The 23990-nt window shown below is 58.8% G+C and carries 33 protein-coding genes; 5 read left to right on the top strand and 28 right to left on the bottom strand.

Annotated features, from left to right (window positions below; genetic code table 11):
• Window positions 1-47: 47 nt before the first annotated feature.
• The 21 genes from ACFSDX_RS17710 to ACFSDX_RS17610 form a co-directional block, all read right to left on the bottom strand.
• On the bottom strand, window positions 48-404 hold the full coding sequence (locus tag ACFSDX_RS17710; protein WP_382315949.1) for a helix-turn-helix domain-containing protein: 357 nt from the start codon (window positions 402-404) through the stop codon (window positions 48-50).
• 69 nt (window positions 405-473) lie between these two features.
• A complete protein-coding gene (locus tag ACFSDX_RS17705) occupies window positions 474-1274 on the bottom strand; it encodes a hypothetical protein (RefSeq protein WP_382315947.1) in 801 nt (266 codons plus the stop codon).
• 37 nt (window positions 1275-1311) lie between these two features.
• Entirely contained in the window at window positions 1312-2538 is a 1227-nt protein-coding gene (locus ACFSDX_RS17700; RefSeq protein WP_382315946.1) for a site-specific integrase, read from the bottom strand.
• Between the two features lie 1209 nt (window positions 2539-3747).
• Window positions 3748-4272 carry a hypothetical protein gene (locus ACFSDX_RS17695; RefSeq protein ID WP_382315944.1) on the bottom strand — a complete coding sequence of 175 codons (525 nt, stop codon included), beginning with the start codon at window positions 4270-4272 and terminating at the stop codon, window positions 3748-3750.
• Window positions 4273-4312: 40 nt separating this feature from the next.
• Window positions 4313-4456, bottom strand: coding sequence for a hypothetical protein (locus ACFSDX_RS17690; RefSeq protein WP_382315942.1), 144 nt, complete (start codon window positions 4454-4456; stop codon window positions 4313-4315).
• A 13-nt stretch (window positions 4457-4469) separates the two neighbouring features.
• Window positions 4470-4847 carry an N-acetylmuramidase domain-containing protein gene (locus ACFSDX_RS17685; protein ID WP_382315940.1) on the bottom strand — a complete coding sequence of 126 codons (378 nt, stop codon included), beginning with the start codon at window positions 4845-4847 and terminating at the stop codon, window positions 4470-4472.
• Between the two features lie 81 nt (window positions 4848-4928).
• The gene (locus ACFSDX_RS17680; RefSeq protein WP_382315938.1) at window positions 4929-5084 is read right to left on the bottom strand and encodes a hypothetical protein; all 156 of its coding nucleotides are present in this window, start codon (window positions 5082-5084) and stop codon (window positions 4929-4931) included.
• A gap of 3 nt (window positions 5085-5087) precedes the next feature.
• On the bottom strand, window positions 5088-5846 hold the full coding sequence (locus ACFSDX_RS17675; RefSeq protein WP_382315936.1) for an LPXTG cell wall anchor domain-containing protein: 759 nt from the start codon (window positions 5844-5846) through the stop codon (window positions 5088-5090).
• 14 nt (window positions 5847-5860) lie between these two features.
• A complete protein-coding gene (locus ACFSDX_RS17670; protein WP_382315934.1) occupies window positions 5861-6478 on the bottom strand; it encodes a hypothetical protein in 618 nt (205 codons plus the stop codon).
• The gene (locus ACFSDX_RS17665) at window positions 6478-6828 is read right to left on the bottom strand and encodes a hypothetical protein (protein WP_382315932.1); all 351 of its coding nucleotides are present in this window, start codon (window positions 6826-6828) and stop codon (window positions 6478-6480) included. The genes ACFSDX_RS17670 and ACFSDX_RS17665 overlap by 1 nt, the downstream gene beginning before the upstream one ends.
• Before the next feature lie 26 nt (window positions 6829-6854).
• A complete protein-coding gene (locus ACFSDX_RS17660) occupies window positions 6855-7424 on the bottom strand; it encodes a DUF6712 family protein (protein WP_382315930.1) in 570 nt (189 codons plus the stop codon).
• Window positions 7396-7944, bottom strand: coding sequence for a hypothetical protein (locus ACFSDX_RS17655; protein ID WP_382315929.1), 549 nt, complete (start codon window positions 7942-7944; stop codon window positions 7396-7398). The genes ACFSDX_RS17660 and ACFSDX_RS17655 overlap by 29 nt, the downstream gene beginning before the upstream one ends.
• Window positions 7945-7960: 16 nt before the next feature.
• Window positions 7961-8146, bottom strand: coding sequence for a hypothetical protein (locus ACFSDX_RS17650; RefSeq protein WP_382315928.1), 186 nt, complete (start codon window positions 8144-8146; stop codon window positions 7961-7963).
• Window positions 8143-8610, bottom strand: a complete 468-nt coding sequence (locus ACFSDX_RS17645) for a hypothetical protein (protein WP_382315927.1) — start codon at window positions 8608-8610, stop codon at window positions 8143-8145. Before ACFSDX_RS17645 ends, ACFSDX_RS17650 begins: the two co-directional genes overlap by 4 nt.
• On the bottom strand, window positions 8607-8801 hold the full coding sequence (locus ACFSDX_RS17640) for a hypothetical protein (protein ID WP_382315925.1): 195 nt from the start codon (window positions 8799-8801) through the stop codon (window positions 8607-8609). Before ACFSDX_RS17640 ends, ACFSDX_RS17645 begins: the two co-directional genes overlap by 4 nt.
• An 82-nt stretch (window positions 8802-8883) precedes the next feature.
• A complete protein-coding gene (locus ACFSDX_RS17635) occupies window positions 8884-9591 on the bottom strand; it encodes a hypothetical protein (protein WP_382315923.1) in 708 nt (235 codons plus the stop codon).
• Window positions 9591-10193: a hypothetical protein gene (locus ACFSDX_RS17630; protein ID WP_382315921.1), complete on the bottom strand. Its 603-nt coding sequence runs from the start codon at window positions 10191-10193 to the stop codon at window positions 9591-9593. The genes ACFSDX_RS17635 and ACFSDX_RS17630 overlap by 1 nt, the downstream gene beginning before the upstream one ends.
• A complete protein-coding gene (locus ACFSDX_RS17625) occupies window positions 10193-10654 on the bottom strand; it encodes a hypothetical protein (RefSeq protein WP_382315919.1) in 462 nt (153 codons plus the stop codon). Before ACFSDX_RS17625 ends, ACFSDX_RS17630 begins: the two co-directional genes overlap by 1 nt.
• A complete protein-coding gene (locus tag ACFSDX_RS17620; RefSeq protein WP_382315917.1) occupies window positions 10609-11691 on the bottom strand; it encodes a hypothetical protein in 1083 nt (360 codons plus the stop codon). Before ACFSDX_RS17620 ends, ACFSDX_RS17625 begins: the two co-directional genes overlap by 46 nt.
• Window positions 11688-12446 (bottom strand): terminase small subunit, encoded by a 759-nt coding sequence (locus ACFSDX_RS17615; RefSeq protein WP_382315915.1) that lies wholly within the window; start codon window positions 12444-12446, stop codon window positions 11688-11690. The genes ACFSDX_RS17620 and ACFSDX_RS17615 overlap by 4 nt, the downstream gene beginning before the upstream one ends.
• 64 nt (window positions 12447-12510) lie before the next feature.
• Window positions 12511-12720 (bottom strand): hypothetical protein, encoded by a 210-nt coding sequence (locus ACFSDX_RS17610; RefSeq protein ID WP_382315913.1) that lies wholly within the window; start codon window positions 12718-12720, stop codon window positions 12511-12513.
• Window positions 12721-12867: 147 nt separating this feature from the next.
• On the opposite strand from ACFSDX_RS17610, the gene ACFSDX_RS17605 reads away from it, so the two are divergent.
• Window positions 12868-13119 (top strand): hypothetical protein, encoded by a 252-nt coding sequence (locus ACFSDX_RS17605; RefSeq protein WP_382315911.1) that lies wholly within the window; start codon window positions 12868-12870, stop codon window positions 13117-13119.
• 59 nt (window positions 13120-13178) lie between these two features.
• Here the strand turns inward: ACFSDX_RS17605 and ACFSDX_RS17600 are convergent, their stop codons facing one another.
• Window positions 13179-13400, bottom strand: coding sequence for a hypothetical protein (locus ACFSDX_RS17600; RefSeq protein ID WP_382315909.1), 222 nt, complete (start codon window positions 13398-13400; stop codon window positions 13179-13181).
• Here ACFSDX_RS17600 and ACFSDX_RS17595 point away from each other — a divergent pair.
• Window positions 13399-13719 carry a hypothetical protein gene (locus ACFSDX_RS17595; RefSeq protein WP_382315907.1) on the top strand — a complete coding sequence of 107 codons (321 nt, stop codon included), beginning with the start codon at window positions 13399-13401 and terminating at the stop codon, window positions 13717-13719. The genes ACFSDX_RS17600 and ACFSDX_RS17595 overlap by 2 nt on opposite strands.
• Window positions 13720-13762: 43 nt before the next feature.
• Here ACFSDX_RS17595 and ACFSDX_RS17590 read toward each other — a convergent pair whose 3' ends face one another.
• From ACFSDX_RS17590 to ACFSDX_RS17580, 3 genes are all read right to left on the bottom strand, one after another.
• A complete protein-coding gene (locus ACFSDX_RS17590; RefSeq protein WP_382315905.1) occupies window positions 13763-14191 on the bottom strand; it encodes a hypothetical protein in 429 nt (142 codons plus the stop codon).
• 529 nt (window positions 14192-14720) lie between these two features.
• The gene (locus tag ACFSDX_RS17585; protein ID WP_382315903.1) at window positions 14721-15278 is read right to left on the bottom strand and encodes a hypothetical protein; all 558 of its coding nucleotides are present in this window, start codon (window positions 15276-15278) and stop codon (window positions 14721-14723) included.
• A 279-nt stretch (window positions 15279-15557) separates the two neighbouring features.
• Window positions 15558-19016, bottom strand: a complete 3459-nt coding sequence (locus ACFSDX_RS17580) for a class I SAM-dependent DNA methyltransferase (protein WP_382315901.1) — start codon at window positions 19014-19016, stop codon at window positions 15558-15560.
• A gap of 144 nt (window positions 19017-19160) precedes the next feature.
• On the opposite strand from ACFSDX_RS17580, the gene ACFSDX_RS17575 reads away from it, so the two are divergent.
• Window positions 19161-19679 carry a hypothetical protein gene (locus tag ACFSDX_RS17575; RefSeq protein ID WP_382315899.1) on the top strand — a complete coding sequence of 173 codons (519 nt, stop codon included), beginning with the start codon at window positions 19161-19163 and terminating at the stop codon, window positions 19677-19679.
• Window positions 19680-19859: 180 nt separating this feature from the next.
• On the opposite strand, the gene ACFSDX_RS17570 is transcribed toward ACFSDX_RS17575, so the two are convergent.
• Window positions 19860-20045, bottom strand: a complete 186-nt coding sequence (locus ACFSDX_RS17570; RefSeq protein WP_382315897.1) for a DUF5681 domain-containing protein — start codon at window positions 20043-20045, stop codon at window positions 19860-19862.
• A 394-nt stretch (window positions 20046-20439) separates the two neighbouring features.
• Here ACFSDX_RS17570 and ACFSDX_RS17565 point away from each other — a divergent pair, with 394 nt between their 5' ends.
• The gene (locus ACFSDX_RS17565; protein WP_382315895.1) at window positions 20440-21210 is read left to right on the top strand and encodes an SDR family oxidoreductase; all 771 of its coding nucleotides are present in this window, start codon (window positions 20440-20442) and stop codon (window positions 21208-21210) included.
• Between the two features lie 43 nt (window positions 21211-21253).
• Window positions 21254-22489 carry an MFS transporter gene (locus ACFSDX_RS17560; protein ID WP_382315893.1) on the top strand — a complete coding sequence of 412 codons (1236 nt, stop codon included), beginning with the start codon at window positions 21254-21256 and terminating at the stop codon, window positions 22487-22489.
• A gap of 195 nt (window positions 22490-22684) precedes the next feature.
• Here ACFSDX_RS17560 and ACFSDX_RS17555 read toward each other — a convergent pair whose 3' ends face one another.
• Both ACFSDX_RS17555 and ACFSDX_RS17550 read right to left on the bottom strand, forming a co-directional pair.
• Complete coding sequence (locus tag ACFSDX_RS17555; RefSeq protein ID WP_382315891.1) at window positions 22685-22996, bottom strand: acyl carrier protein; 312 nt, start codon at window positions 22994-22996, stop codon at window positions 22685-22687.
• 29 nt (window positions 22997-23025) lie between these two features.
• The gene (locus ACFSDX_RS17550; RefSeq protein WP_382315889.1) at window positions 23026-23925 is read right to left on the bottom strand and encodes a DUF4249 family protein; all 900 of its coding nucleotides are present in this window, start codon (window positions 23923-23925) and stop codon (window positions 23026-23028) included.
• Window positions 23926-23990: the final 65 nt, after the last annotated feature.

Below are 23990 nucleotides of genomic sequence, written 5' to 3'. Positions count from 1 at the left end.
AAAACGGTAATGAGAAGGTGGGAGTGAAAATGAACTGTAGGCCATGGCTACGAACTCATCTTAGCTCTTTTTCCCGTTTTAATAGTGCGTTGCTGCCCTTGTAAGGCCTCCAGCACGTCGGTGCGCTTTAAGTAGGTACGCCCAGAAAGCTTGTGAAATTTGAGTAGCCCACGTCGTTTCCATTCGTGGATGGTTTGTGGACACACATCAAGCAGCTGCGCGGCCTCTCGGACGCTCAGGAGTTGGTCCTGCTCTGTGGCTAAAGGAGCGACGCCAGCAGGCGTCTGCTGGACTTCGCTGCGAATAAGAGCGCGTAGATCGTCGAGCAGTTGGGCGTATGGTACACCCGAGAGAATAAGTTGTTGCATGGCTTGCATGCTCCCTGATTTGGTGGAGCGATGCAAACCTGAGAAAAATTATAACCAGTTTTGATTGCTTGTATCAAAAATTGGCTATACTGGCGATAAAACTGGCTATAATGTGACGCTACTCGTCTGTTTGAGTATTTTGTTCGTTTTTCGATGATAGGCTTCACCAGTCTTAGTGCCTCTATAAGTATTTTGTATAAGCGAGATACTATATCGGTTGCCAAAAAAAGCATTCCTTTCATCATAAGTACCTCCTATCCATCCAGCCTCTTTGAGCGCTTGGTGAAAGCCCACTAGCGCGGATTTCTTGCGTTCTCCTAATATGAATGCTCCCTCGCTAATCAATCCCATATTCTCTGCGAGAATATCTATTTTGCTTAGTGTTTCCTCTGAAATGGAAAACTCATAGGGCTGAAGCTCAATTATGGGTAAATCGGCCACGTGAGTTATCTCTTCCGCTTTCTGCTTACTGAGCCAGAAAATAGCTCTTTCTAGCCTCTTAGAGAGTTGCGTAGTGTCTTGCAGAGTATCTAGTAGATAATTCAGTCCAAATGCATCTCGTAGTGGCGGATTGACTTTGAGCAATTCGTTCATGTAAAGTCCCACCTCTTGTAGTGGACATTGCAAGACCTGCGCTCGTAATGCTTCTGAGAAATCAGGATGATAAGGAGTTAAGCTTCCATAGTGATGATTGCGTTCTGCCAGACGCTGCTGAAATTTAGTGTCATCCCCACCCTGCTCAAAAAGCGCAGTACTCTTATCTAACAAAGCACAATGAATCGATTGCGTGCTCATGGCATGAACATCGCTTTGAATGCCCATTGCCCGCGCCACCTTACGAGCGACTTGTAGGAGCGCTTCCTCACAGCGTTCTAAATAAATAAGATTGCGTTGTTTTTCTTGCATACTTAGGAAAGGATTACTTTTCTAAATTACCGTGAGTTTATTGGTAGACCCGCGCAAATTCATTAAGAACGGTATCCTCCGTTACGTTGACGTAGCGGCTAAATGTTTTCAAATCCTTGTGGCCAGTTATTTTCATGAGCAATTCTGGCCGTAGCCCGTCCTCTAGGGCTAAGGTGACAAAAGTGCGCCGAGCTGTGTGCGTCGTTACAAACTCGTACTTCGGGGCCGTCTGGGTATGGCGTTTGCCGCCGGCATAGTGCGTACGTTCGGTGAGCGTATCAATGCCTGCTAGGGCGGCTAGCTCCTTTAAGTAGCGATTCAAGGTCTGATTAGGTAGAGGTCGTAATGTGCCAGCCGTCACCCGAGCCAGCAGCGGACGAGCTTCAGGCCGGATGGGTAGGGTAAGCGTATCACGCGTTTTTTGCGTGGTAAGGCGCAGACGGTCGGCTTGGATGTGCTCCGGTCGTAAAGCAGCCACATCTGAAAAGCGTAGGCCGGTATACACTCCTAGCATGAATAAGGCGCGCGCATTATCAAGCGTGTTTCGTTGGCTTAGGTCGAGTGAAGCAAGCGCATGGACCTCGCCGCGGGTGAGGGTTAAGATATCGGGCTCCCGGCGCTGCCAGCTTATCTTCTTGAAGTCGGGCCGTACGGGATGGCCCTGCTCCAACGCCCAGGCAAGAAAGCACTTCAGGATAACCAGGTTTTTGCGTACTGCAGTGTCACGCAGCTGGCGCTTGGTGAGGAGGTATTCCGCCAAGCGCTGGGAGAAGGCACTGCCTACCGTGTCGAAGGCGACGGGCTGTTTACTCAGGGTTTGGAAGTCGCGCAGGTGCCGTAGCGTGGTGCGGTAGGTGCGTAGCGTGTTCGGCGTATGCGTCAGGGCGCGGCCAGCTATCCACTCGGTGAAGATGCCGAGAAAGTCAAGCTTGGTGGTAGTGGGGATAACCTCCGGCTCGAGTGGGGCAGGGGTTATGGCTTCCTTGAGGTGGGCGGCAGTAGGTAGCATGCCAGTCGCGCGGTGCTGGCTGTAGCAGGCCAGTAGCGCCGCTTCGGCGACCTCGAGCGCGTCATTTATATTCCCATTCAACTCATTGCCCCGGCCGCGTACTTGGGCCCGCTGGTCGGCTTTCAGCCACTTACTAGGAAGAATGCTTAGTCCCGTATACAGCCGGTGCCGCTGTCCGTCGAAGGAAATGGAAGCAAAAATGGGAGTCGGTTTATCTGCGCCTGGAGCGTAGAGTAGAAAGGAAACTTTAGCCATCGTGTCGAGTAGGTGTTGCCACTGCTAAGCTACACCAGAGCTGTCCGATGTCGGACAGTATATCGGACAGTTTAGGCGATTTAGACCTACTTATGCAGATAAATACCGACTAGTTACTTTTTGAAAAGTGCCTTTTCTGTTGAATTAGGCTACTTTTGCTAAGTCTTTGTCGGGGAGGAATAGAAAGTTCGATTCCAAGTGGGCCCACTGAAACGGCCTTTACGATAGCGTAAAGGCCGTTTTTTATTTTTCGCCTCCGGTATTGTCCCCTGTTTTTTATATCTGAGAATTAAAAACCGTAGTCAACAATCAATAAATACGCTGGCTTAGCATCGATGAGCGCTACCCGAGCGTGCTGTATGACGACGGCCAGGTACTGGTGGCACTCGTGGGCGCGCCCACGGGGACTGGTGTGATGGTGAGCAGTGAGGGCCGTGGTTTCAGAAATGGGTGCGCCCCGTGTGCATATCGGCGCAAAGCGTACACAAAACGACAAATAGTGTATATGAAAAAGCCCCAACTGGTAAGGTCGGGGCTTTTTTATGTAGAGATAGGGCTACATGCCTCAAGCCGTTAGCTATTACTTGGAGTCTTCAATTTACAAATTGAAAAGATTCTATGACTTTTCTGAAAATTGGTCGGTAGTAAACTATCTCATCAGTGCCGCAAACCATCATGACAGCATAAATACGACCTAGCTTAAAATGGGCGTAATACTCTATTCGCATAGCTGAGCTAGCATATTCTGCAACTATGTAATAAAAACTTTTGCCGTTGATGTAAGCAAGGTTTCTCTTAAATATGCGAGCCCTACCGAATTTAGAAGGAAACATTTCCAGCAATTGACTATCAGTGCGCTCTTCAAATGCGGAGGCGTCTGCATCACTAGGTATTGATGGCGAACTTTTGACCCACACACCTATTGATTGCCCTCCTGGCTGGCCATGTAATCAATGCCAACATCTCTTTTGAACGTAGAAGTGAAATACTTAGGCGTCTCTATTTTATAGGGGTAGTTGGGGCTCCTATAAATAGACTGCGCATGTGCTGACTGAGAGATAGCCAAAGCCGCCAAGAGGCAGAATGAATTTTTTATGAAGTAAATATATAATATATTAATTATATATTTACCTTTTACACTAACATTCTTTTATTAAGCTGTGCTCTAGTAAGCCGCGCCGTCGGTTTTGATGAGTTGATTTTGAGTGGTTAACTAAAAAGCCCCGACCGCAAGGCCGGGGCTTTTTCATGTCTCTGGTTTCTCAATCGGCTTCGCCAGCGGCCGGCATGCCAAGGTACTACTTCACCCGAAACAGCCGGTAGCACACCTGGAACACCGCCCCGCCGCCGGCCTTCACGCCAGCCAGCGCCAGCAGCCACAACCCAGCCGCTGCTGGTGACCACTAGGATGCCGAGCAGGCCCGCGCCCGCCGCGTAGCTGGTGAGGTACACCATATCGGCCGCGTGCCAGAAGTCGGTGACGAAGGCAAACACCGTGGTGCTGCCTAGGAAGCGCGGTACTGGAGTTCCTAACTCCCAACTCCCAGCTTTATACTTATTGAGCCAGGAGGTGCGGGCGTCGAACCACGGCCCTAGGCGCTCGAAGATGTCGTTACCGGCTTGGTGGGTGAGCGTATCGACCGCCGCTTTGGCGACGTGAGCCAGGGCCAGCAGCAGCACGGCGGCCGGCCAGTAGAGGCAGGATAATGCCGGATTCTCCATATCGTACAACATGAATTAGCTTTTAGTAAGAAAATGGGCAGGATGCTGCCGCTTATTCTTTGCGCGTGCCCGCCCACACCAGCAGGCATGTGAGCGACACGACGCCGTAAATGATGACGGCCATTGGGCCGATGAAGCGGTAGATGGGGTAGCTCAGGGCTGCCCAGGCGGCGGCGGTGATTAGGTACTTGGTCATGGCAGAAAAGAGGTTAGGTAAGCTGAGCGTAAGCAGTAGCGAGCCGCTTATCGTAATTGAATTGCTTGTAAGCTGGGCCGTTGTAGTAGTAGGCGAGTACGCCCCACTCCTTTTTCTTCAGCGCCCCGGCCATCGCCGGCTTGCTCTTGATGAAGCGCAGCATGGCCGTCACATGGTTGGCCTCCGACACGCGGAAGGCTTCGACCATCGCCTCAACGGTGGGGTAGCCACAGGCCTGCGCATTGAAGCCCATCATCTGCGGCAGGCCCCAGCTGGTGGCCAGTAGCGCCGCGTGCGCATCGAGGCGGGTAGCAGCGTCGAAGGCCAGGCGCTCACGGGGCTGGCCCTCGACGAGGTTAGCCTGGGTGATGCGCCAGTCGCGGAGCAACACCTGCTGGGCGGGTGTGGGCTCCTTCGCTTTGCCAGCCTCCGTGATGCTGGCCAGCAGTGCTTTTGGCAGCAGCCGTTTAAACTAGGCTGGCTCGAATTGAATCAGCAGGTAGCCAGTCTTGGCATCGTAGCCCGAGCCGCCGGTTTCTACCTGAATGACAGCGCGCACGGCGCGGGGCTCAAAGTCGGCGGCGGTGGCCGCTGTGGCAATTTGTTCGGGGGTGAGTTTGGTCGCCATCAGTTAAACCAGGTTTTGGACGGCCTTCTTTTTGCGCCACAGAAAGAAGAGGTAGCCTGCGCCCGCCAGCAGCGCGAGCCCCACGGCCGTGGCGGCTACTTGGCCGGCGGGCTTGGCCAGCTCTGCCTTCCAATCGCTGGCATGCTGGGTGGTCGCCGTTTGGGGCAGCGTGTTGCCGTTGCCGCGCACGGCGGCCAGGTTGCCGCCACGTAGGAGCGCGTTCTGCGTGGAGCTATCGCTGGCCACGATGGTGGGGCCGGCTTTCTTCTCAATGACAGTGGCCGTGGCCCCGCCACCTAGGGCGGCAGTGGACTTCTTGCCAGTCTGCTGATTGGTCTGGTTGCCGGCCACCACGTTGAAAGTGCACCCCTTACACTTGCGCGGTATGTTAGGAGCTGCGGCCTGCTGTGTCAGGGGTTGCGCGGCTGGCTGCTTGCTCCGAAATGGATTGAGCTTGTGCCAGAACGCCGTGCTGCGCCCAGGCTGCGCGCCGGTTGGCGGCACCGCTACCACGCTATCGAGCGCACGCTGGCCACCGTCAGCTAGCAGTGGGGCGGGCGCCTGGCCGCGGCGGCGGCGGGCGTCGAGCTTGCGCTGGGCGGCTGGCGAAAGCTTCGGGATGGCCTTGGCCGAGTCGGGCTGCCAATAGCTGATGCTCTCGCGCTGAGCGGCTTGCTGCTGGGGCGAGTACTGCGGCAGTGCTTTTTGGGCGGCGCAACTGGCTAGGACCAGGCCGATGCCTAGTAATAGGTAATGTCTCATTTGCAGAAAAGAGGTTAGGAAGTGGCAGTAGGGTCGGTAGCCGGGTCGGCCCCGGCGGCGGGCGGCGTGTCGGTAGCTGGCTTGGGCTTGGCCTGAATCGAGTCGACGAGCAGCGGCCCGAGCTTCGAGCTGAGCAGCCAGGTCAAGGCCATCTTGAAAATGTTGGCCGCGCCCTCCTCCTGCACGCGCAGGGCAATCATCTTCTCGACCACCTTGCGGGCCTTGGTGGTGAAGAGCCAACCGAACACCAGGTCGGCCATCCAGTCGTAGTAGGAGTAGGAATTGATGGCATTGCGCACGATGGCCATCACGATGATGGTGTTCATGATGATGCCGCCCAGGCGCTGGAATTCACTCCACTGGAAGCCGATGCCCTTCAGTTTCTTGCTCACCTGGTAGCCGTAGCGGCCGTTGGCCAAGTCTAGGAAGAGCAGCAGCAGGATGGCGCTGGGCGGATTCCATATCCAATGGCTGCAAAAAGCCGTGAGGCTGGTCACGGCCACGCCGATAGCCAGGCCTTTGAGCGCGCCGCTGGTATAGAGTTGCACGCCGAAAGCACCGCTCAGCAGATCGCTGCCATCCCGGAAGCCGAGCAGCTTAGTGGTTTCGCGGAAGATGACGCGGAAAGGCATTAGCGTTGGTGGTAAGTAGGGAGCGGCTGCTCGCGGTCTAGCTTGGACAGAATGGCTTCGCGGCGTTGCTTGGCGGTGGGGTAGGCAAACCAGGGCACCGGGGGCTGCGGGGCGGCTTGCTCATAGCGCGGTCGCTCTAGGTTCGCAGTGGGCTGCCAGCGCTCGGCGGCGCTCACGGGCTTATCTGGCGCCGGATTGAAGCAACGGGCGGTCTCTAGTTGCTGCTGCACCTCGGCATGTTTTGGCTTAGGCAGCGCGGGCTTGATGCCGAGCGCCTTATTGGTGTGGTAGCGGGCGCCGGCGCGGGCGCTACGCTCGGCGCGTTGTTCGAGGGTCAGCAGCGTAGACATAGACCTAGGAGTAGTAAGCAAAAACATTAGCGGCGGTAGGGGTCGAAACTTGGGCGGTCGTCGGGCCGGCGAATGCCCTGCACCACGACGGACGGGGCGCGGCCGGCGGCCGGCGCATCGTAGCAATTGGCCTGCGGATAGAAGCTGCCGAACTCGGCGCCATTGGCCCTGAGCCATTTGGATAGGGCCACCTCGTAGGTGAGCGCGTCACCGTCGTAGATATTGGCTTGCCGGGCCAGGTCGCGTGTATCGACGGCCTCGCTGTACTGGCTGGTTTTGCGCACCATGCTGTTGCTGGTGGCCGTGGTTTGCGAGAAGGGCAGGTAGTGCGCCATGGTCGCGCAGGCCACGACCGCCACGGCTTTGGTACGCAGCGTGCTCCAGGGGAACACAAGCGGGGCGGGACTAGCCAGCGGCGCATTGCGCTCGGCTTCGACTAGGCGCAGCAGCTCATTGGTGAGCGCATCGAGCAGCAGCGGCCGCAGCCGAGTGCGCTGGGCAGCCAGGATATGGGGCCGCAAACGGTCCATTTTCAGCGACTCAGCCAAGTCGGCGTGGTCCTTAAAATCAGCCTTGCTGAGTAGCAGCAGTTCCATTGGCGGCGGGCTTGGGAGCGGGCGGGCCATCGACTTGGAGGCCAACCAGCGCTAGTATCTGTTGCTGGCTCATGGCGCCGAGTACCCCATTGGCCATTAGGGGCGAGAGGGTGTTCAAGGCCTTGAGCGTTTTCTGGGCTTCGCTTTCTTCGTCTGCGCCCTCCACCACGGAAGCCAGGCGCAGGTTGTCAATCGAATAATCACCCGACGGGCAGAGCGGTGCGTCGGGTTGGTCGGGCCATTGGAAAGTGCTGAATACGGCTACCAGGGTGCGCTCGATGCTGCGCTGGTTGGTGTTGACCACCATGTTTTGCACGTAGAGCGTGGCGTCGTTGAACTCCTGCTGGGTGCCCAGCTTGCCGGCCGTGGCCTCACCGTAGAGCAGCGAGGGAATCTGAAATACGGCCCGGATATCAGCCTTCAGCATTTTCCCATCGGTGGCGTAGCACTTGCTGGCATCGGGTGCCGAGATGGTTCTAATGGTCGGCTCAAGCTCCTTGCCATCAGCGTAGAGCAGCATAATGCAGTCACCGTCTTCACCCACGAAACCGCCATACTTCAATGGCCGGGCCAAAGAGGCTAGCGTACTCGGGGCCTGACTCGTCACGGATAGCCGCGGCCGTGCGCCCGGTGGCCTGCTGGCCATTAGCCTGCATGGCATCGAGCACGTCTTCGTGCAGCTGCCGAATCTCGCGGGCCAGGATGGGGGCGAAATCACTCATAGTTGCGGCTGGTCAGCGGGTAAGCAGATGTTGAGCCCACCTTTCGGGGTGAGGTCGAGGTAGAGGCCCACACCATCGGCGTTGCGGTCGAACTGGTTGAAGAGCACATCGGCCGGGCGCACGAGCTTGACGGCCGCCACGTCGGGGTGCTTCGACAAGGCCGCCACCAGGCGCGCGGCGGCATCGACCATCTCGGCCACCCTAGGGGTGCGCACCTCGGCCGAGTCGGCCAGCTTCGAGGGAATCAGCAGTAGCAGTAGGCGCGAGTAGGTAGTGCCCGTCATCACCTGAAACTTATTGACGTTGAAGCGGAAGGGCATCTTGTCATCGAGGTACACGATGCGCATGGCGGCCGTGGTCTTATCCAGCTCGATGTTGGCCAGCTCCTGCTCCCCATGGTAGTAGAAGCAGCCGGGCAGCACCTGCTCGGCGCAGGCCTGGAGAATGGCGTGGGGTAGTTTCATCGTTCGTAGCGGGCGGCTTGGGTGCGGTAGTGAATGGGTTCGGTGCCGGCGGGTAGCGGCTGGCTGGTGGTGTGCCAGGCCTGGCACGTGGGGCAGTAGTAGGCGCGGCGGTAGTGCTCGCTGGCCAGCACCAGGGCGCGGGCCTTGGTGGGCTTGTGGCAGATTTTACCGCAGGAGGCGAGCGCTTGCATGGGTGGGACTACTTGCGCTCCTGACGCTTGTGGAGCTGATAGCGGTAATAGGCCTGGTGATTCTCGAACTCAATCATCGTGTTCACTTCGCCCCAGCTGAGGCGGAAGAAGTAGGGCCAGCGGGTTTTGTCGCCAGCGGCCAGCGCGTTGACCACAGCCAGCGCATCCCATTCAGCCACGAGGGCTTCGAGGCCGGCGGCTTTTTCATCTCCACTAAGGGGAATGCGCTTGAGCTGGGCGGCGTGGCCACGGCAGATGAGGTCGTACTGCTCAAAAAAAAATCAGTGATAGGCAGCGCCTCCTCGAGCGTAGCCTGGCTGCACACCTTCTCGGCAAAGTCCTCGATGGCATCGCTGTCGTAGTCGCCACCGACATAGGCCGGGTAGAACACGATGGCCAGCGTGCGCAGACGCTTCTGCATCATGGGCATCGCGGCGTCTTGCAGCACCGCACCTAGGTCCGTGGCCTGACCGAAGCTGATGATGTCGAGCGAGGTGAGCACGGGCAACTCGTGGCCATGCAGCACACCAGGCAGCGTAAGGGTAGCTGGTAGCTTGAAGCTTTCGAAGTCGGGCACCGTGCTGGCGGCGAAGTCGAGCACAGGCAGCACCTGCTCGTTAACGAAGAGCCACGGTAGATTCATCACCTCCAGCGGGCTTAGGTCCACAAACACGCTGAGGAAGTTGTACACGTCACTCTGCTCGGGTAGCTCAGTGAGGCGCATAAACTGCCCTAGGGTCACCTTACCCCAGCTGGTGGGTAGGTCGAGGATATTGGGTAGCGTCTGCATTAGGCGGACTCCTTCTCAAGTTGAGTGGCCTCCCACGCCTTGCGCGTCTCGGGGTGCACATGGGGCGCATCGGGCCCGAAGTGCTTGGGAAATAGCTCGTCGAAGTGCTGGAGCGGCATGACCTGCTTGAGCTCGTACACGCGGCCATAGGGCGAGTCGAGGAAGGCGCCCAGCGAGTCGAACACCTTCTCGCCGGCGGCACCTGGGTCGAACACCCGGAAGCTGATGTACCAATCATCGGAGCAGCCGCCCTCCACCTGACGGCCCGTCATCGTCAGGCCGACAGTGTGAAAGACACCTCTGTGCCTGAGGCTGTTGGTGTCAATGATGAACGGCACTTCGAAGCCACCGAGGCGGGCCACGCCTTCGGGGCCACCGAATAGATTGTCCCACAGCACCGACGGCATGGGTACCGTGCAGGTGGTGTCGGCATAGATGCGGTGCAACAGGTAGCCTAGCTCGCGCGCCCGCTCTTCAAAGCGGGTGCTGTTGCACTCGGTCACGTCGTCGAGGATGCGCGCGTCACCGAGCAGCGCGTAGAGGGCGTAGTACTGGCAGCCCCAGGGGAAGGGCTGCGGCGTGTATTGGAGGTACAATTCCATTAGGCGGGGCGAAAGGATTGGTAGGTTGTAATTGGCTTGGGTGGTGGCGGCTGTAGCTCTAGGCGCATGCGCATGGCCATCATGTCGGAGTAGTCGGGCGAGTGGCCGATAAGCTCTTTCACATCATCCTTGCTGATGATGCGCAGCTTCCCGTCCTTGTCCATGTCATGCTGTTTGACCGCGCCTAACTCCTGCATGATGGCCTCACGTTGCTCGGTCGTGGTGGCCTGCTCCGACACGTACATGCCCGCGCTGTTGATGCAGCCAGCTAGCAGGAAGTAGCACTGCGCCTTGAGGTTCTCGTAGTTCTCAGGCTGCGGATTGCGGCCTTCGCGCCGAGTCTTCTCGATTTCCTCGAGCGAGGGCATGGCCCGCGACTGGTTGACAAAACCGATGGAGCCGGGCAGCGCGTCCACTACGCCACCGCCCACGCCATCTTCGTCGATGACGATGCGCGACATCGGCACGTTATGGGTGTGCGCCAGCCCGCGAATGACGGCCACCAGCTCAGTGGTTTGCTTTTATCCATGGTCACGACGTTGACCAGCCGCAGGCCTGACCATAGGCCAATCACGGCTTTATCAGCCCCGAAGCGCGCCACGTCGGCCGTGATGGCTGGCTGGCCGGTAGTCACGAAGCTGTTGGGAAACAGGTCGCAGATGCGGTCGTAGCTGATGAGCGTGGCCGGGTCACCGTCGTACTCCCAGTTGCCGCGTAGCAGGCGCTCGATGCTGGCCCGGTCGAGCGTGAGCAGCGACTCGCGGTAGCTGGCGGCGGTGTACTTGTTATCCGAGAGCAGCGATTGCACAAAGCGCCGATAGGGCTTGAGAGTGCCGTCTTTGCTCGGCTTATAGAACGTGGCATAGACCCAGTTCTTGGCCGGGTTGCAGCTGCCGAGCATCTTCGGTACGAGCCTCTTAGTTACTGAGCCGCAGCTGTGGCAGTGCCACTGATTGGCCTCGCCATTGGCATCGTAGCTCAGTACTTGGTTACCCGGGTGCTCGCCGGCCGGCTGGTTTGGGCGGCCGCACTTGTGGCAGTAGAAGCCTAGGCGGTAGCGAATACGAGACTTTACGATGCCCCAGGCCTTGGCCACTATCTGGTTGCACTCATCGACAAAGGCGAAGGTGATTTCCATCGAGCCGAGACTATCGAAGTTCTGGTCGCTGGGATACTGAAATAAGTCTTTGAGAAAGATGACACTACCATTGTAGAAGCTGACCGTCCCCGCCTGCTCATTGTACTTGTAGTGGGCCGTGGTGAGGCCTTGCTTACCCATCACCTCGAACAAGGTCAGCAGCGTGGTTTCTTTCAGGTTCTTGAGTTTCGCCCGGCCGATGAGTCCACGGGAGCCAGCATACTTGAGGCAGTTCTTCAGCACCCAGTAGGTACCCAAAGCAGACTTGCCACCGCCAGCCCCGCCCCCATAGAGCAGTTCGGTGGTGGCGGCGTCTTCGAGGATGTCGAGCGCTAGCGTCTGCTTGATGGTCAGCCTCATGCGACTTCAGCCCCCTTCCCCTCATACGTTTTGACTTCCTCCCACACAATGCCCATGGAGCCGCTATGCTCCACCTTATCGACAAACATGCCCTGCCACTTGGCCAGGCGCTCCAGCGCGGCCAGGCGGTCGGGCAACTCGATGGCGGTGCCGAAGGCTGTCGGCTTGATGGACTTGGCTAAGTCGAGCACGCCCAGCTCATCGGCCTTCACTAGGTCAAGCTCCATGCGGTGGCGCTTGACTGCTGGGCCGTCTGCCTGATAGGTAGCTGCTGGATTCATCTCCAGTTCCACCTGTAGCCAGATGATGGTGTTTCGGCGGTCGTTCTGGCGCAGACTGTGGGCGAGCAACTGCTTTTCATCAAGCACTTGGCGAGAAGCTACTCGGTTCTCAAAGCTGTATTGGTATTCTAGCTCAGCAATCCATTCAATAAGAGGACGATGCACTTTCGTGGTCTCCTCATATTCCACTTTAGTGAAGAAGTCGGAGAGGTTCACGCGACCCACGGCCGACCAGTGCGAAGCAATCTCCTCGGTGCCCATCGCAGCCTTAGCCAAAGCCTGCTCGATGGCGTCGCGCACCTTAACATTTCTTAACAGGCGACTGGCCTGCTGGGCGGCAGTTTTGGCGCTGTAGCCGGCAGCAATAGCGGCCCGCGTGGCGTTCAGAGACGGGTCGCCACAGAACGCCCCCACGAAGCGCTTATGCTTCGCGTCGAGCTTGGGGGTGGCAGGTTTTCTGGCAGCAGTGGACATTGCCCGAAGTTCCTGACCAGTTTAGGCGGCCACAAACGCGGGGTGCCAAAAGCGTAACGCAATGTCATTTGGCCGCCTGTCGCAGTAGATAACGCAACTGCACGGTGCTTATATTCAGATTCCGGGCCACCACGGCCCGCACGCGGCAGCTGGGCCAACTGGGGTGCTTGAGCGTGAGTTGCGCTACCTGCACGGCGGCACTGATCACCTCGCTGGCCAGGAAGGTGCGGGGCAGGATGGGGGTAGCAGAGCAGGTAGTAGGTATTATGTACATGGGGAGAGGACGGCAGGGGTGGCATAAAAGGGGGAATCGGATGAGCAGGGCGCGGCAGTGAGGGTATCGTAGCACTAAATGCGTAGTTATACCCGATTTTGTATTTATACTTATTTTACTAAATAATAGTACTTAGTTTATAAATACATGCTGCTGAACGTCGTAGATTACAGCCTAACTAGAGTAGCGCTCAGCGATATGGAGGTTTTTGTCAAGTTCCTGCAGTGGCTGCGTAGCAAGTCACCTGAAGACACCCAGTCGCCTTATATCCTGTGGCTGCGAGAAGCAGAGATAAGGCAGGAGTTAGAGGCATTGGATGACAACTTAGCCTACCAGCTGGCCCGGTCAGGATTGGGCTTAGCGGAAACGTCGGAGGGGATAACTGTCCCGGCGCAATAGCTTTAGAAGCGTTGGGATTAGGAGCATTATAAATCAGGGCGTGGTGATGGTGCGAATGGCTAATGCGATTCGCTTTGCTTAATGAAGCGGCTGGCATCGGTGGGGCGGTGGCCATGCTTGCGGGCCACGGCGGCGAGCGCCTTGGCGCAGGCCTCCGAGCAGGCCCAGGCCACGAACCGAGCCCCACGGCCATCGGTGGGCTCTACCACGCCGTAGCCCGCATCGCGGTGAGGCGGTGCGGGCTGGGGTTGGGAAGTACTGTCGGGTATATTCGCGGCCATGAAAAAACTCTTATTCTTGGGGGCGTGCCTAGTGGCGTTGGCTTCTCAACCAGTAATGGCGCAGACGGGTGGGGCGGACGTGGTAGTAGTGCGAATTGCCGATGGCTCGAATGCAAGTCAACTAGTTATCGTGCGTGGACCAGGCAGAAACGAGCGGATAGACCTGAGCAGCAGTATTAATAACAAGAGCTTAACCAGCACTGGTGAGGCAATTCAACAAGCTACTGCCAAGCTTTACCAGGAGGGCTATATCTTGAAAAGCACGTTTAGTGGCCAAGGGGGCTTCGTCTCAACACTGGTCTTTGTGAAAGAGAAATAGCCTGCGGGCTGGTTGGCATCAACTCGGGAGGCGGTGCGCAGCATCAGGAATAGGGAGTAGCGACAGCCGGCTTAGCAGGCGGCTGCCAGTAGTTGAGGGGCGCCGTGTACCACCACTGGTTGGACGTATCCGGGAAGGCATCGGGCAGAAAGCTCACGATGCGGGCAGCGTCGGCCTGGGTTTCCTCGCTGAGAAGCACTAGCCCGGTCAGTACGCCTTGGGTGACCTGGGCCAGGTGCACCTGAAGTAACTCGTGCTGGCGCTCGGCAGTGGCGGTGTCCCATTCTACGCGCCAGGTATCGACCTCTCGCTTGTAGGTGAGGTAAGTGGGGCGGATTTGGGCGATGCAACTGCGCAACCGCGAGACCTGCGTTACGATGGCTGGGCGCGTGTCTGCGTCTTGTAGCAGCACGCGCAGCTCCTCGTGGCCGTTAAGGCGGGTTTGGCGAAAAGGCTCCAGCAGCGTGGCCAACTCCCCGGCGTAGTAGCGCAGGCGAGCTACAGTGCTTTCGGCCGCCGTGGGTGGGCGCGGCGCGGCCTAAAAGAGATTGCCCTGGGCCACGTGTCGGCCAGCGTCTACGGCTACGATACGCTGGCGCGCTACGGCCCGCGGCTGCTCGAGGCCTGGGAGGTGGCGCTGGGCATCTGGGCAGCACCAAGTAGCACTTGAGCGGGGGCAAAAGCAAAACCGGGGGCAAAGCCGAAACTTGCCCCCGGTTTTTAAGAAAGTCGGTGCTGGAATATGCTGACTGCTTCGCTTCTTGCCCAGCCTATGGTTTCACTGTGAGATAATTAGCAGCATATTCCGGCAGCGTCCGGCAGAACATCGCCCCCAAGTGGACCCACCCTGACGCCTTATAAATGCCTTGAAATCAGATATTTATAAGGCGTTTTGTTTTGTTGCGGGACGGCTTGCGGGACAAAATTTCTGAACGGCTTTTTTCTGTGGGACAACCAGGTTAGGCTTTCTTACAAGAATGTTAGAAAGTTTTTTTGCCTTGTTATAAAAACGGGTCAAACTGCCCACCTAAGCCAAGGCTAGCAACCCCGGCAAAGGTAGCGCGGTCTGCCTTCGCCTCTAGGGCTTGCAGTTGAGCATACCAGCGGGTAGGCTTGCCCCGGTAGTGGGTTTTGCGGTTCTTGCCCTTGCTCATGTACGCATCTTCTACTTTGCGGTCAAGTAGGAAGGGCCGCACCAGCGCCCGTAGCCGGTGCGGGGTCAGCTGCGAATCATAGTACAGCCGGTGGCCGGGGTAGGCTAGGCGGTGGGCAAAGTAGCCGGTGCCCCCGTGTAGGTAGAGCACCGTAGCCGGCTTGCCCGATATAGGACAGTGCATCCGGTAGCGGCCGGGGCGGTGTTCGTGGCTGGGCAGCGCCTCCAGCGTCACGTAGTAGTCTAGGTCGATGGTTTTATCATAAGTGTATTTGAGCCGTATGCAGGGCTCGCTATCGGGCAGTATATGCACCTCCAGCGTAATGCGGCCGGTATTATTGCCGTTGCGGCTCCAGCTTAGCGTAGTGTTGTGGTAGCCGGGGCGTAGCAGGCCAGACTCGCGCAAGTAGGCTAGTGAGATGCTTTTTACTTCGTCGGTAGTATCGGGAAAGTTGGGGGTGCGGGCCCTGATTGTACAGCGTTTGCAAAAGTTGCCGAAATCGTTAGAGAAGATACGAAATAACAGGCGCAATAACACCAGCAAAAAGCCTCTAAAAGGTGCCTAGGGGCAACTTTTAAAGGCTTTATTCAAGCACGTAGAATGTACGGAGTTGTCGGGTTGTAAAGCCTGAAAATGTCAGGTTTTGTGAGGTTCGGTGGTGGCTATTTTAACAGGGCCGGTAGGCTAGGCCGCGTAGGCGTTTTCGGGCTCTAGGTGGCGTAGTAGGGACAGGGCCGTGAGGGTAGTGAGTAGCGGCTGCACCTGGGCGGCACGGGTGCGGCGGAACCGGGCGGCCACCTGGGCAGCCGTAACCGGGGCGGCGGCCTGGGCTACCACGGCCCGCACGGCTTGCATTTGCTGGGCTAGCTCGGCGGGCCACGGCTGGGCGGCGGCGGTGTCGGCAGCGGCTACGGCGGCGGGGCCGGTGGTGGGGAGGGCTAGGGCGGTTTGCTGCTGGCCGGGGGCTTGGTAGCCGGGGCGTAGGTAGCGCACGGTGCCGGCCTTCTCCTCAGCGGAGCGGGCGTGGTTGAGGGTTACGAGGCGGGCTAGCAGTTCGGCATCGGGGAGGGTGGTGGGCCAGCCGTAGGCAGCGGCCACGGCTGCGTCGAGGTCGTGGTGCAGGGACAGCAGCACCGAGGCTAGGCCCTGCTGATTGGTGGCTTGCTCTTTGGGGGTGAGGGGCTGGCCGGCGCGTAGCTGCTCTACCACGTTGTAGAGGTTAGTGAGGGTGAGGCCGGGGTGCTGGGCTTGCTGGCGTTTGCGGTGCGCGTCGATGGTTTCGGCTAGCTCGCGGATACGGGCCTGCTGGGCGGGCGTAGCATCGGGAAACGGGAACGGGTCAAACGTGCGGCTTTTAGCATATACAGAATCATTGCCAACACCTAAGAAACTGCCAGTAGCAAAAGCCCAAACCGTATGTATCCTACTTGAAATAATTCCAAGTGAATAGGCATCTTCTAAAGCAATAGCAATTAGTTTATTATCGGGAAGAATCTCAGCGTCTAAAAATTGAAACAGGCGATGTTTTGAAGTTTCAGGTGTTGCTATGTATCGTTTTAAGCCGGTTAGAGATTGGCGCATTTGTTCGTTAGAACGTCCAAAAAGCCACCAGTTTTTACGGCGAGATTCCTCGCGATTTTGGTCTCGTTCAGGCTTCACATGTTCATAAACATGCTGGTAAACCTTTGGAAACATCTTAACTACATCATGCTCAATAAGTCCGTTAAGGTCAATAACGTAAACATTCCTTGGCTTAGCAGCAAGGTCTTTGCCATTACGGTAGGGGCGCAGGTACTTAGTTATTCCTGGAATTTCATACAATCCTAATTCAATTGCCTTTTGTGGTTCAATAATAAATCCTGCTCCGTGCAGCTTAACTCCAGTGCTGGCTAAACCAGAGTTTGCTTTGAGCTGCTTTGCACTATCAAGCTTAGCTCCAATTGACAAGTCCGGTAGAATCTCTCCCTGTTGTTCCGTAAAAGTCACATCAGCTTCATCGTCGCCTTCAGGCACGGTTTCCGATTGCAGAATTAGTAGGCGGCCCAGCTCAGGAGCGGGGCCAGTAGGCTCGGCCACGGTTATAGCAATCCGCACGGCGGCCCCATCGCCACTATCTACCCACGGGTGGTCAGGTATGGCGAAGGTGAGGGTGAGCGGGGGGGTATCACCTTCCAAAAAGGGCTGCATTACTCGCCGGTTAAACGCCTGCTTTATGCTGTTTGTAGTAATAAAGCCAAACCGTTCCGTAGCGCCAGCTTGTACGGTTTGAGCCGCGTGGTAGTACATCACAAAATCAGCTGATTCAGGCACCTGTCCTTTGTAGGCTTTACGTAGCGCCTCAGTGTATCCGTCGCCTAGCACGTCACGTAGGCGGCTGGCCCCGATAAATGGCGGGTTGCCCACAATGAAATCAGCTTGCGGCCACTCGGCGGGGCGGGGGTTGGGGTAGTCCAGCACCACGGCGCGGGCGGTTTCGTCGGGCACGGCTAGGCCCGTGACGGGGTGCGGGCGGGTGGTGCCATCCCAGCGGGTAACGGGCTGGCCCTGGGCATCGAGGCGCGGCACGGGCGGGCCGTGGTGCAGGGCGGCATCCTGCTGGCGGATATTGTGGTCGTCGGTCAGCAGCGGTTCCGGCATTTGGGTCAGGCCGTGGGTGCGGATATGCCATTGCAGGTAGCCGATTCGCAGCACCACATCGGCAATGGCGGCGGCGCGGGGGTTCAGCTCCAGCCCTAGCAGTTGGCGCGGGCCTACGGTGGTGCCCCCGGCTAGGTCGAGTAGGCCGGTTTGCCCAAAACCGTTGATAGCGGATAGCACTTCGCCCTCCAGCCGTTTCAGGTGCTCCAGCGTCACGTACAGGAAATTACCCGACCCACAGGCAGGGTCTAGGATTTTAACCGACGTGAGGCGGTTGAGGAACTTCACCAGCTCGGCGCGGGCCTCTTTGTCTTTGCCCTCGTTTTGGCGCTGGGCGCTGGCGGCCTGGGCGGCGGCCCACTCGCGGCGCAAGGGCTCCAGCACGGTGGGCAGCACCAGGCGCTCGACGTAGCGGCGCGGGGTGTAGTGGGCCCCTAGGCGGTGGCGCTCTTTGGGGTTGAGGGCCCGCTCGAGCAGGGTGCCAAAAATGGCCGGCTCTACGGTAGTCCAGTCGGCGGCGGCGGCCTCGTGCAGCAAGGTGAGTTGGGCAGCCGATAGGGGTAGGGCCGTGGCCCCGTGGAATAGCTGCCCGTTGAACCTAGGCAGGCGGGCGGCCAGCGTGGGGGCAAAGCCGCCCGTGTCCATCGTGGCCCACAAGCTAGTTAGCGCGTCGGGTAGGTGCTGGCGTAGCGCGTCGGTGTCGTACTGCTTTAGCAGGCCTAAAAACGACTCTCGCGGAATCAGGCGCACATCTTCGGCAAACATGGTAAAGAGGCAGCGCATCAGGAACGCGGCCACCACTTCGGAACTGTGGCCGGCGGCCTCTAGCTGAGCCGATAGGGCAGCCAGTTGGGCGGCCAGCTTGCGCGTAACTTGAGCGGCGCGGCGGCTGGGGTCTAGCTCGCGGGGGTCGAGAAAGAGTAGCCGTAGCTGGGCGCGGGTTTCCTCACTAGCCAGGGTAGCCAGCGGCAACCGGAACCGTTGCGAATCGGGGAACGGTACGAACGAATCACCCACCCCGGCAAAATTGCTGTACAGGTCGAGGCAGTAGCCTACATCGGCCACCACTACAAACAGGGGCCGGGGCTCGCTGGCCGGCAGCGCCCGCACGTAGCCTAGGGCCTGCTGGCGGGCGGCCTCCATCATTTGCCGCCACTTGGCGGTGCCGCGCTGGGCGTGGCCCTTGCGGCGTTTTTCGGCGGGCAAGCCTAGCTGGGCTAGTTCGGTTTTGCTGGCTGTGTCGGGCGTGTCGGTACCTTGTTTGGTTTCCAGCACAAAGCAGCCGCGTTTGTAGAGGTCAATCCGGCCCGTACTCTTTTTGCTGGCCCCGTCATCAAAGGTCACGGCCCGCTCCAGCACGTAGGCATCCTGGGCGGGGTTGTCGGTGGTGGCATCGGGGCGGGGTACGCCTAGCAGGTCGCAGAGGTCGGTGAGAAACAGGCCGTAGTTGGCTCGCTCGGCACCGCCGGAGGGTTGCCAGCGGGCCGCAAATTCGGGGTAAGTCACAGGTGGGTAAGGAAGTCGAATAGGTTAGCAGCTGTAGTGCCCACTAAGGTAGCCGAAATTGTTAGGGAACATTCATCTTTTAGCTTGCTACTCGCCAACAGCCGAGCGATAGGGTATTCAGCTCCCAGTTCTTACTTTTATCATATGAAAAACAGCTTTACTCTATTCGGGCTACTAGTCTTTTGCTTTGCCCTCCTAGCTTTCCGGCCCTTCGCCTGGGTTCCAGTCAGCTTAGATAATCGTGTTTCGGTGCAGCTCCCGGTACAACCTCAAGAAACTGCCTTGCCTGCCCCGGCCAGGATGCTAACAGCAAAAGATGCCGTAGGCACCTACACCATCTTCACCTCGCCTTTGGGTGCGGACTTTCAAGGTGCCCGGCGTAAGGAATACTATGATTCTATTGTTGAGAGTTTCCTGAGTAGCGGAAACGGAAAACTAGTAGGTCGCTCCACCTTCCAACTAGGTGGCTACGACGGGGTTGATTTCACGGCTAAGGTTATGGGGCCCGATAATCAGCAGTCTATACTGCTCTTTGCTCGCTGCTTAATTGTAGATAAAAGAGCCTATGTACTACAGCTCATACCTACTGACAGTGGTAAAAGTGACGAAGCTCAGCGCAAACCGTTCTTTGAATCACTGACCCTAAAGCCGGTAACTGAGTAGCCAAAATTTTTAGGGAACACTCATCTGCTAACCGGCTGGCCTTATTCTAGCAGTTTGGCAGTGTTACGGCTGTTGGCCTTGCGCTGCTCTGAAGTGCCACCGATATGTATTGTAACCTGTGTGGGCCCCTTTTCTTCGTCGGTAGCCAGGGCGGTGCGTTGCAGCTTCGGGGTCACGAACTCAGCTAGCTTCACGTAGGCATCTATTATAGTCTTTGCCAGTCAGACCGTCGAGCTGGGCGGCCAGCTTTTCGGCGTTAGCCCCACTCAGAGCAGCGGCAATGGTTTCGCGGGCGGCGGTGGCCTTGTTGGCGCTGCCTTTGGGTCGGCCGGTGGGGTTGCCGCTGGTGCCGGTTTCGTAGGGCATAACGTTGTTTTTTATTGCTCTTTACAAGGCGGCGTCGGGTAAACTTTTGGGATGGCCCCTCAAAGTTCTAAGTAACTCAAGTTGCGGCCTAGCTCTACTGGGGGCTCAATCCAATAGTCTCTGTGTGCACGGCGTATTTGTAGGAGGTTAGAAGTCGGGGCTGCTGCCTATTGCGCTGGATGAGGTGCTTCACGCTGCGGCTTGTTGGTTCGATTAGTTGAAATCATTACTAACCCCTTTGATTGTCGTTATCGGCCCCGCATGGGGGTAGGGGACCTTTGTGGTGTAGTTCGTTGGCTGGTGCAGCCAGCGGCGAACGGGCGGCGGACTGCTATTTGGAACCGCCGCTTGGGGCTTGCTGCGGTTTTGCAGCCAACACTAAATAAGGTTCTCTATGTCAATTAATCAACCAGGAAATTTTACTGGCAAAGTGGCTTTTGTCACGGGCGCTGGCACGGGTATTGGCCGGGCCACGGCACTGGCTTTTGCGCAGCAGGGCGCTAGCGTGGTGGTGGCCGATATTTCGGCCGAGCACGGCCAGGAAACCGCCCGCCTCGTCGCCGAAGCCGGGGGGCGGGCGTTGGCAGTAACCTGCGACGTGCTGCGCGCGGCCGATATTGAGGCGGCGCTGAAGCAGACCATCGACACGTTCGGCCGGCTGAACTACGCCTTCAACAATGCGGGCGTGGAGCAGGAGAAGATGCCGGCGGCCGATATTGAGGAGGAAGAATGGGACCGCATCCTGAATACGGATTTGCGCGGCGTGTTTCTGTGCATGAAGTACGAGCTGCCGCTACTGCTCAAGCAGGGCGGGGGCGCCATCGTCAACACCTCGTCGGGGGCGGGCGTGAAGGGTATTCCCGGGCAGGCGGCCTACTCGGCGGCCAAGTTCGGCATCATCGGCCTCACCAAATCGGCGGCCCTGGACTATGCCAAGCACAACATCCGCATCAACGCCGTGTGCCCCGGCTTCATCGATACGCCCATGATGGACCGCTTCAGCGGCGGCACCCCCGAAGGCCGCGAAAAAATCGAGGAGCAAGAGCCCATCGGCCGCGCCGGTAAGCCCGCGGAAATTGCCAGCGCCGTGCTGTGGCTGTGCTCCGACCTAGGGGGCTTCACCGTCGGCCACGCGCTGGTGGTTGATGGCGGCCAAACGGCCTAGCACGCGCGGGCTGAATACTATTCTGAAAATTACGCAACTTGCTATGCCGCAACGCACTGATAACCTAGGGCCGGCTCAAAAGCCCGCGTGGAACGCGGTATTCGCCTTAGCGTTGGGCGTGGCCGGTTTGATTACCTCGGAGTTTCTGCCCGTTAGCCTGCTCACGCCGATGGCCCGCGACCTAGCCATCACGGAAGGCGTGGCCGGGCAGGCCATTTCGATAACGGCCGTGGTGGCGATGTTCGCCAGCCTGCTCATCGCCGTGGTGACCCAGCGCCTGGACCGGCGCTGGGTACTGCTGTCGTTTTCGGTGTTGCAGGTTTTATCGAATGCGCTGGTGGCTTTCGCGCCTAATTTCCTGGTGCTCACCATCGGGCGCGTGCTGCTGGGGCTGGCCATCGGAGGGTTCTGGGCCATGTCGGCGGCCGTGGCCATGCGCTTGGTGCCGAGTAAAGACGTGCCCAAGGCACTGTCTACCATTTTTGGGGCCGTGTCGGTGGCCACGGTGGTGGCCGCGCCGCTGGGCAGTTTCCTGGGTGGGCTGCTGGGCTGGCGCGTCGTGTTTGGGCTGGCGGCCGGGCTAGGGGCGCTGTCCTTCACCTGGCAGGCGCTGACCTTGCCCGCGATGGCGCCCGACCAGCCGGCCGGCCTGGGCACGCTGGGGCGGTTGCTGAAGCGGCCCCACGTCACGCCCGGCATGCTGGCCACGCTGTTTGTCTTTATGGGCTACGCCACGTTTTTTACCTACCTGCGGCCTTTTTTGGAAACTGTGACCGGGGTAAATGTCAATGTCTTAACCACGATTCTGCTGGGTTTTGGGCTGGCTAACCTGGCGGGCACGGTGCTGGCCCGGCACTTGCTGACCCGCAACCTGGCCCGAACGCTCACGCTCATGCCGCTGCTGATGGGCGGCGTGGTAGCGGGGCTGGTGCTATTCGGCCGCCAGCCGGTGGTGGCCTCGGTGCTGGTGGCTTTCTGGGGCACCACGTTCGGGGTGGTGCAAGTGGGCTGGCCCACCTGGCTGACCCGCACGCTGCCCGACGAAGCCGAAAGCGGCGGCGGCCTGCAAGTCGCCACTACGCAATTGGCCATTACCATCGGCGCCGCCCTAGGTGGGCTGCTCTTCGACCTGACGGGCGCGGTTGGGGTGTATATCGGCAGCAGCGTGGTTACGCTACTAGCCGCTCTGGTGGCCTGGCTAGCCTTCCGGCAGTCGGCTGATAGAGAGCCAGCAACGGCGCAACCAGCAGAAGAAAAACTGGCGGCTCAGCACGGCTGAAGGGCCTGTAAGCTAGTTAAGTAACTGCTCAGGCGGGCGACTGGCGAAAAGCTAGCCGCCCGCTTGCTTTTATGCCCTAGCCATTTAGAGCGGTTTCGAAGTCAGTGCCCGGCCGGGAACCACCGCCCGACTATATACTGGCGCCGAAACCGCTCTAGGTAAGTCCTAGGTGTCTTTTTCAGAATAATCCTGGCCTTATAGCCAGGAGCCATTTTGAAGCAGCCGCGCGAAAAACTGCGCATGCAGCGACTGCCGCCGGGCGCGCTCGGTGCCGCTGAGCGAAAGCTGCACCCGGCGCAGCTCGGTTACCTCGGCGGCGGAAAACCGGATGTCAAATTGCTGCTCTATCTGCAGTACCAGCTCAACGAAATCGAGGGAGTCCAGCCCAAAATCGGGCCGGGCCGTTTCCGTGGGGCGGTTGCCGGCCGCCTCGGGTGGCAGCAGCGGCAGCGCCTGCTGCCAGATGGTATCGGTCATGGGTTGGGGGCGGGAGGAGAGGAGCGTCATTCGAGTTTGGCAGTGCCTGCCTAGGTGCATCAGCGTATTATCAGGGTGCGGCGGTCGGCCGCGAGCACCGTGAACACGCCCAGGCCGCCCTGCACCGTGCTGCGGATGCGGGCGGGCTGGCCGAATGGGTTGCCATTGGCCGAGATGGCGCCGCGCACGCTCTGCTGAAAATTGAAGTAGTCCGGCTCGATGTGGTAGAGCGTGGCGGTTATCGTGTCGCCGGGCGTGAGGCGGTAGGTGGTCGGCACGGTGTAGGGCTGGCCGTTGAAGAGCTGGTCGTTCACCAGGTATTCGCCCACGGCCGAGTTGGGGCCTTCGCGGTTGGTGAGCAGCAGGCGGTAGTAGTCGGCGGTGGCGCCGGGGTCGGTCCAGCGGGTCACAAAACGGGCTTGCTGGTCGGGGCCGCTGGGCCCATTGAAGCTGTAGCGCACCGAGTCGATGGGTACCACGGTGGGCACGCCGGTCGTGCCCGTGACGTGGTGGTTGCGGGTGTCCTGCACATCAAGCGCGAAGCGCTGGCCCGGCTGCATGGCCAGCGGCGCGGTGCCGATGTGGGTGTACACCCGGCGCGTAGCCGCGTCGAACCCCGGCGCGAAGCGCATGGGCATGACCTGGCCGCCGGGTAGCGTAAGGTTCACCCTCACATCAATGGGCAGCTGCAAAGTAGTGCCATTAGGCAAAATAAAGCCCACGCTGGGCGTAGAACCAGTAGGCGGCGTGATAACCGGCTGGCCGGTGCCCGGCGTGGTGGGTAGGTAAGACCCCGACTCCGTGACGGTGAGGCGCGGCACTACGCCGGCCTCCAGGTAGCACTCCACGACCAGCTCATTAGTATAAGCGGGCGGTATCACCGCAATCTGGTTTTCCAGGTTGCAGCCAGCGGCCAGCAGCCCCAAGCCACCCAGTAGCACACGCATCAATCGATTCATAAACAATAATTTAAAAAGCATCCCCACCGTAACCGCCCCCCGCATAGCCAGCCCGGCGCAGCCGG

It is taken from the genome of Hymenobacter bucti, from assembly GCF_042681145.1.
Classification (GTDB): Bacteria; Bacteroidota; Bacteroidia; order Cytophagales; family Hymenobacteraceae; genus Hymenobacter; species Hymenobacter bucti.
This window is presented reverse-complemented; position numbering and strand designations above follow the sequence as displayed.

What these genes read in the sequence shown, in the direction of transcription:
- ACFSDX_RS17705 (WP_382315947.1), bottom strand. Translation starts at nt 1,274, where the DNA reads ATGCAAGAAAAACAACGCAATCTTATTTATTTAGAACGCTGTGAGGAA.
- ACFSDX_RS17700 (WP_382315946.1), bottom strand. Translation starts at nt 2,538, where the DNA reads ATGGCTAAAGTTTCCTTTCTACTCTACGCTCCAGGCGCAGATAAACCG.
- ACFSDX_RS17695 (WP_382315944.1), bottom strand. Translation starts at nt 4,272, where the DNA reads ATGTTGTACGATATGGAGAATCCGGCATTATCCTGCCTCTACTGGCCG.
- ACFSDX_RS17690 (WP_382315942.1), bottom strand. Translation starts at nt 4,456, where the DNA reads ATGACCAAGTACCTAATCACCGCCGCCGCCTGGGCAGCCCTGAGCTAC.
- ACFSDX_RS17680 (WP_382315938.1), bottom strand. Translation starts at nt 5,084, where the DNA reads ATGGCGACCAAACTCACCCCCGAACAAATTGCCACAGCGGCCACCGCC.
- ACFSDX_RS17675 (WP_382315936.1), bottom strand. Translation starts at nt 5,846, where the DNA reads ATGAGACATTACCTATTACTAGGCATCGGCCTGGTCCTAGCCAGTTGC.
- ACFSDX_RS17670 (WP_382315934.1), bottom strand. Translation starts at nt 6,478, where the DNA reads ATGCCTTTCCGCGTCATCTTCCGCGAAACCACTAAGCTGCTCGGCTTC.
- ACFSDX_RS17665 (WP_382315932.1), bottom strand. Translation starts at nt 6,828, where the DNA reads ATGTCTACGCTGCTGACCCTCGAACAACGCGCCGAGCGTAGCGCCCGC.
- ACFSDX_RS17660 (WP_382315930.1), bottom strand. Translation starts at nt 7,424, where the DNA reads ATGGAACTGCTGCTACTCAGCAAGGCTGATTTTAAGGACCACGCCGAC.
- ACFSDX_RS17655 (WP_382315929.1), bottom strand. Translation starts at nt 7,944, where the DNA reads ATGCTGCTCTACGCTGATGGCAAGGAGCTTGAGCCGACCATTAGAACC.
- ACFSDX_RS17650 (WP_382315928.1), bottom strand. Translation starts at nt 8,146, where the DNA reads ATGAGTGATTTCGCCCCCATCCTGGCCCGCGAGATTCGGCAGCTGCAC.
- ACFSDX_RS17645 (WP_382315927.1), bottom strand. Translation starts at nt 8,610, where the DNA reads ATGAAACTACCCCACGCCATTCTCCAGGCCTGCGCCGAGCAGGTGCTG.
- ACFSDX_RS17640 (WP_382315925.1), bottom strand. Translation starts at nt 8,801, where the DNA reads ATGCAAGCGCTCGCCTCCTGCGGTAAAATCTGCCACAAGCCCACCAAG.
- ACFSDX_RS17635 (WP_382315923.1), bottom strand. Translation starts at nt 9,591, where the DNA reads ATGCAGACGCTACCCAATATCCTCGACCTACCCACCAGCTGGGGTAAG.
- ACFSDX_RS17630 (WP_382315921.1), bottom strand. Translation starts at nt 10,193, where the DNA reads ATGGAATTGTACCTCCAATACACGCCGCAGCCCTTCCCCTGGGGCTGC.
- ACFSDX_RS17625 (WP_382315919.1), bottom strand. Translation starts at nt 10,654, where the DNA reads ATGTCGCGCATCGTCATCGACGAAGATGGCGTGGGCGGTGGCGTAGTG.
- ACFSDX_RS17620 (WP_382315917.1), bottom strand. Translation starts at nt 11,691, where the DNA reads ATGAGGCTGACCATCAAGCAGACGCTAGCGCTCGACATCCTCGAAGAC.
- ACFSDX_RS17615 (WP_382315915.1), bottom strand. Translation starts at nt 12,446, where the DNA reads ATGTCCACTGCTGCCAGAAAACCTGCCACCCCCAAGCTCGACGCGAAG.
- ACFSDX_RS17610 (WP_382315913.1), bottom strand. Translation starts at nt 12,720, where the DNA reads ATGTACATAATACCTACTACCTGCTCTGCTACCCCCATCCTGCCCCGC.
- ACFSDX_RS17605 (WP_382315911.1), top strand. Translation starts at nt 12,868, where the DNA reads ATGCTGCTGAACGTCGTAGATTACAGCCTAACTAGAGTAGCGCTCAGC.
- ACFSDX_RS17595 (WP_382315907.1), top strand. Translation starts at nt 13,399, where the DNA reads ATGAAAAAACTCTTATTCTTGGGGGCGTGCCTAGTGGCGTTGGCTTCT.
- ACFSDX_RS17600 (WP_382315909.1), bottom strand. Translation starts at nt 13,400, where the DNA reads ATGGCCGCGAATATACCCGACAGTACTTCCCAACCCCAGCCCGCACCG.
- ACFSDX_RS17575 (WP_382315899.1), top strand. Translation starts at nt 19,161, where the DNA reads ATGAAAAACAGCTTTACTCTATTCGGGCTACTAGTCTTTTGCTTTGCC.
- ACFSDX_RS17570 (WP_382315897.1), bottom strand. Translation starts at nt 20,045, where the DNA reads ATGCCCTACGAAACCGGCACCAGCGGCAACCCCACCGGCCGACCCAAA.
- ACFSDX_RS17565 (WP_382315895.1), top strand. Translation starts at nt 20,440, where the DNA reads ATGTCAATTAATCAACCAGGAAATTTTACTGGCAAAGTGGCTTTTGTC.
- ACFSDX_RS17560 (WP_382315893.1), top strand. Translation starts at nt 21,254, where the DNA reads ATGCCGCAACGCACTGATAACCTAGGGCCGGCTCAAAAGCCCGCGTGG.
- ACFSDX_RS17555 (WP_382315891.1), bottom strand. Translation starts at nt 22,996, where the DNA reads ATGACGCTCCTCTCCTCCCGCCCCCAACCCATGACCGATACCATCTGG.
- ACFSDX_RS17550 (WP_382315889.1), bottom strand. Translation starts at nt 23,925, where the DNA reads ATGAATCGATTGATGCGTGTGCTACTGGGTGGCTTGGGGCTGCTGGCC.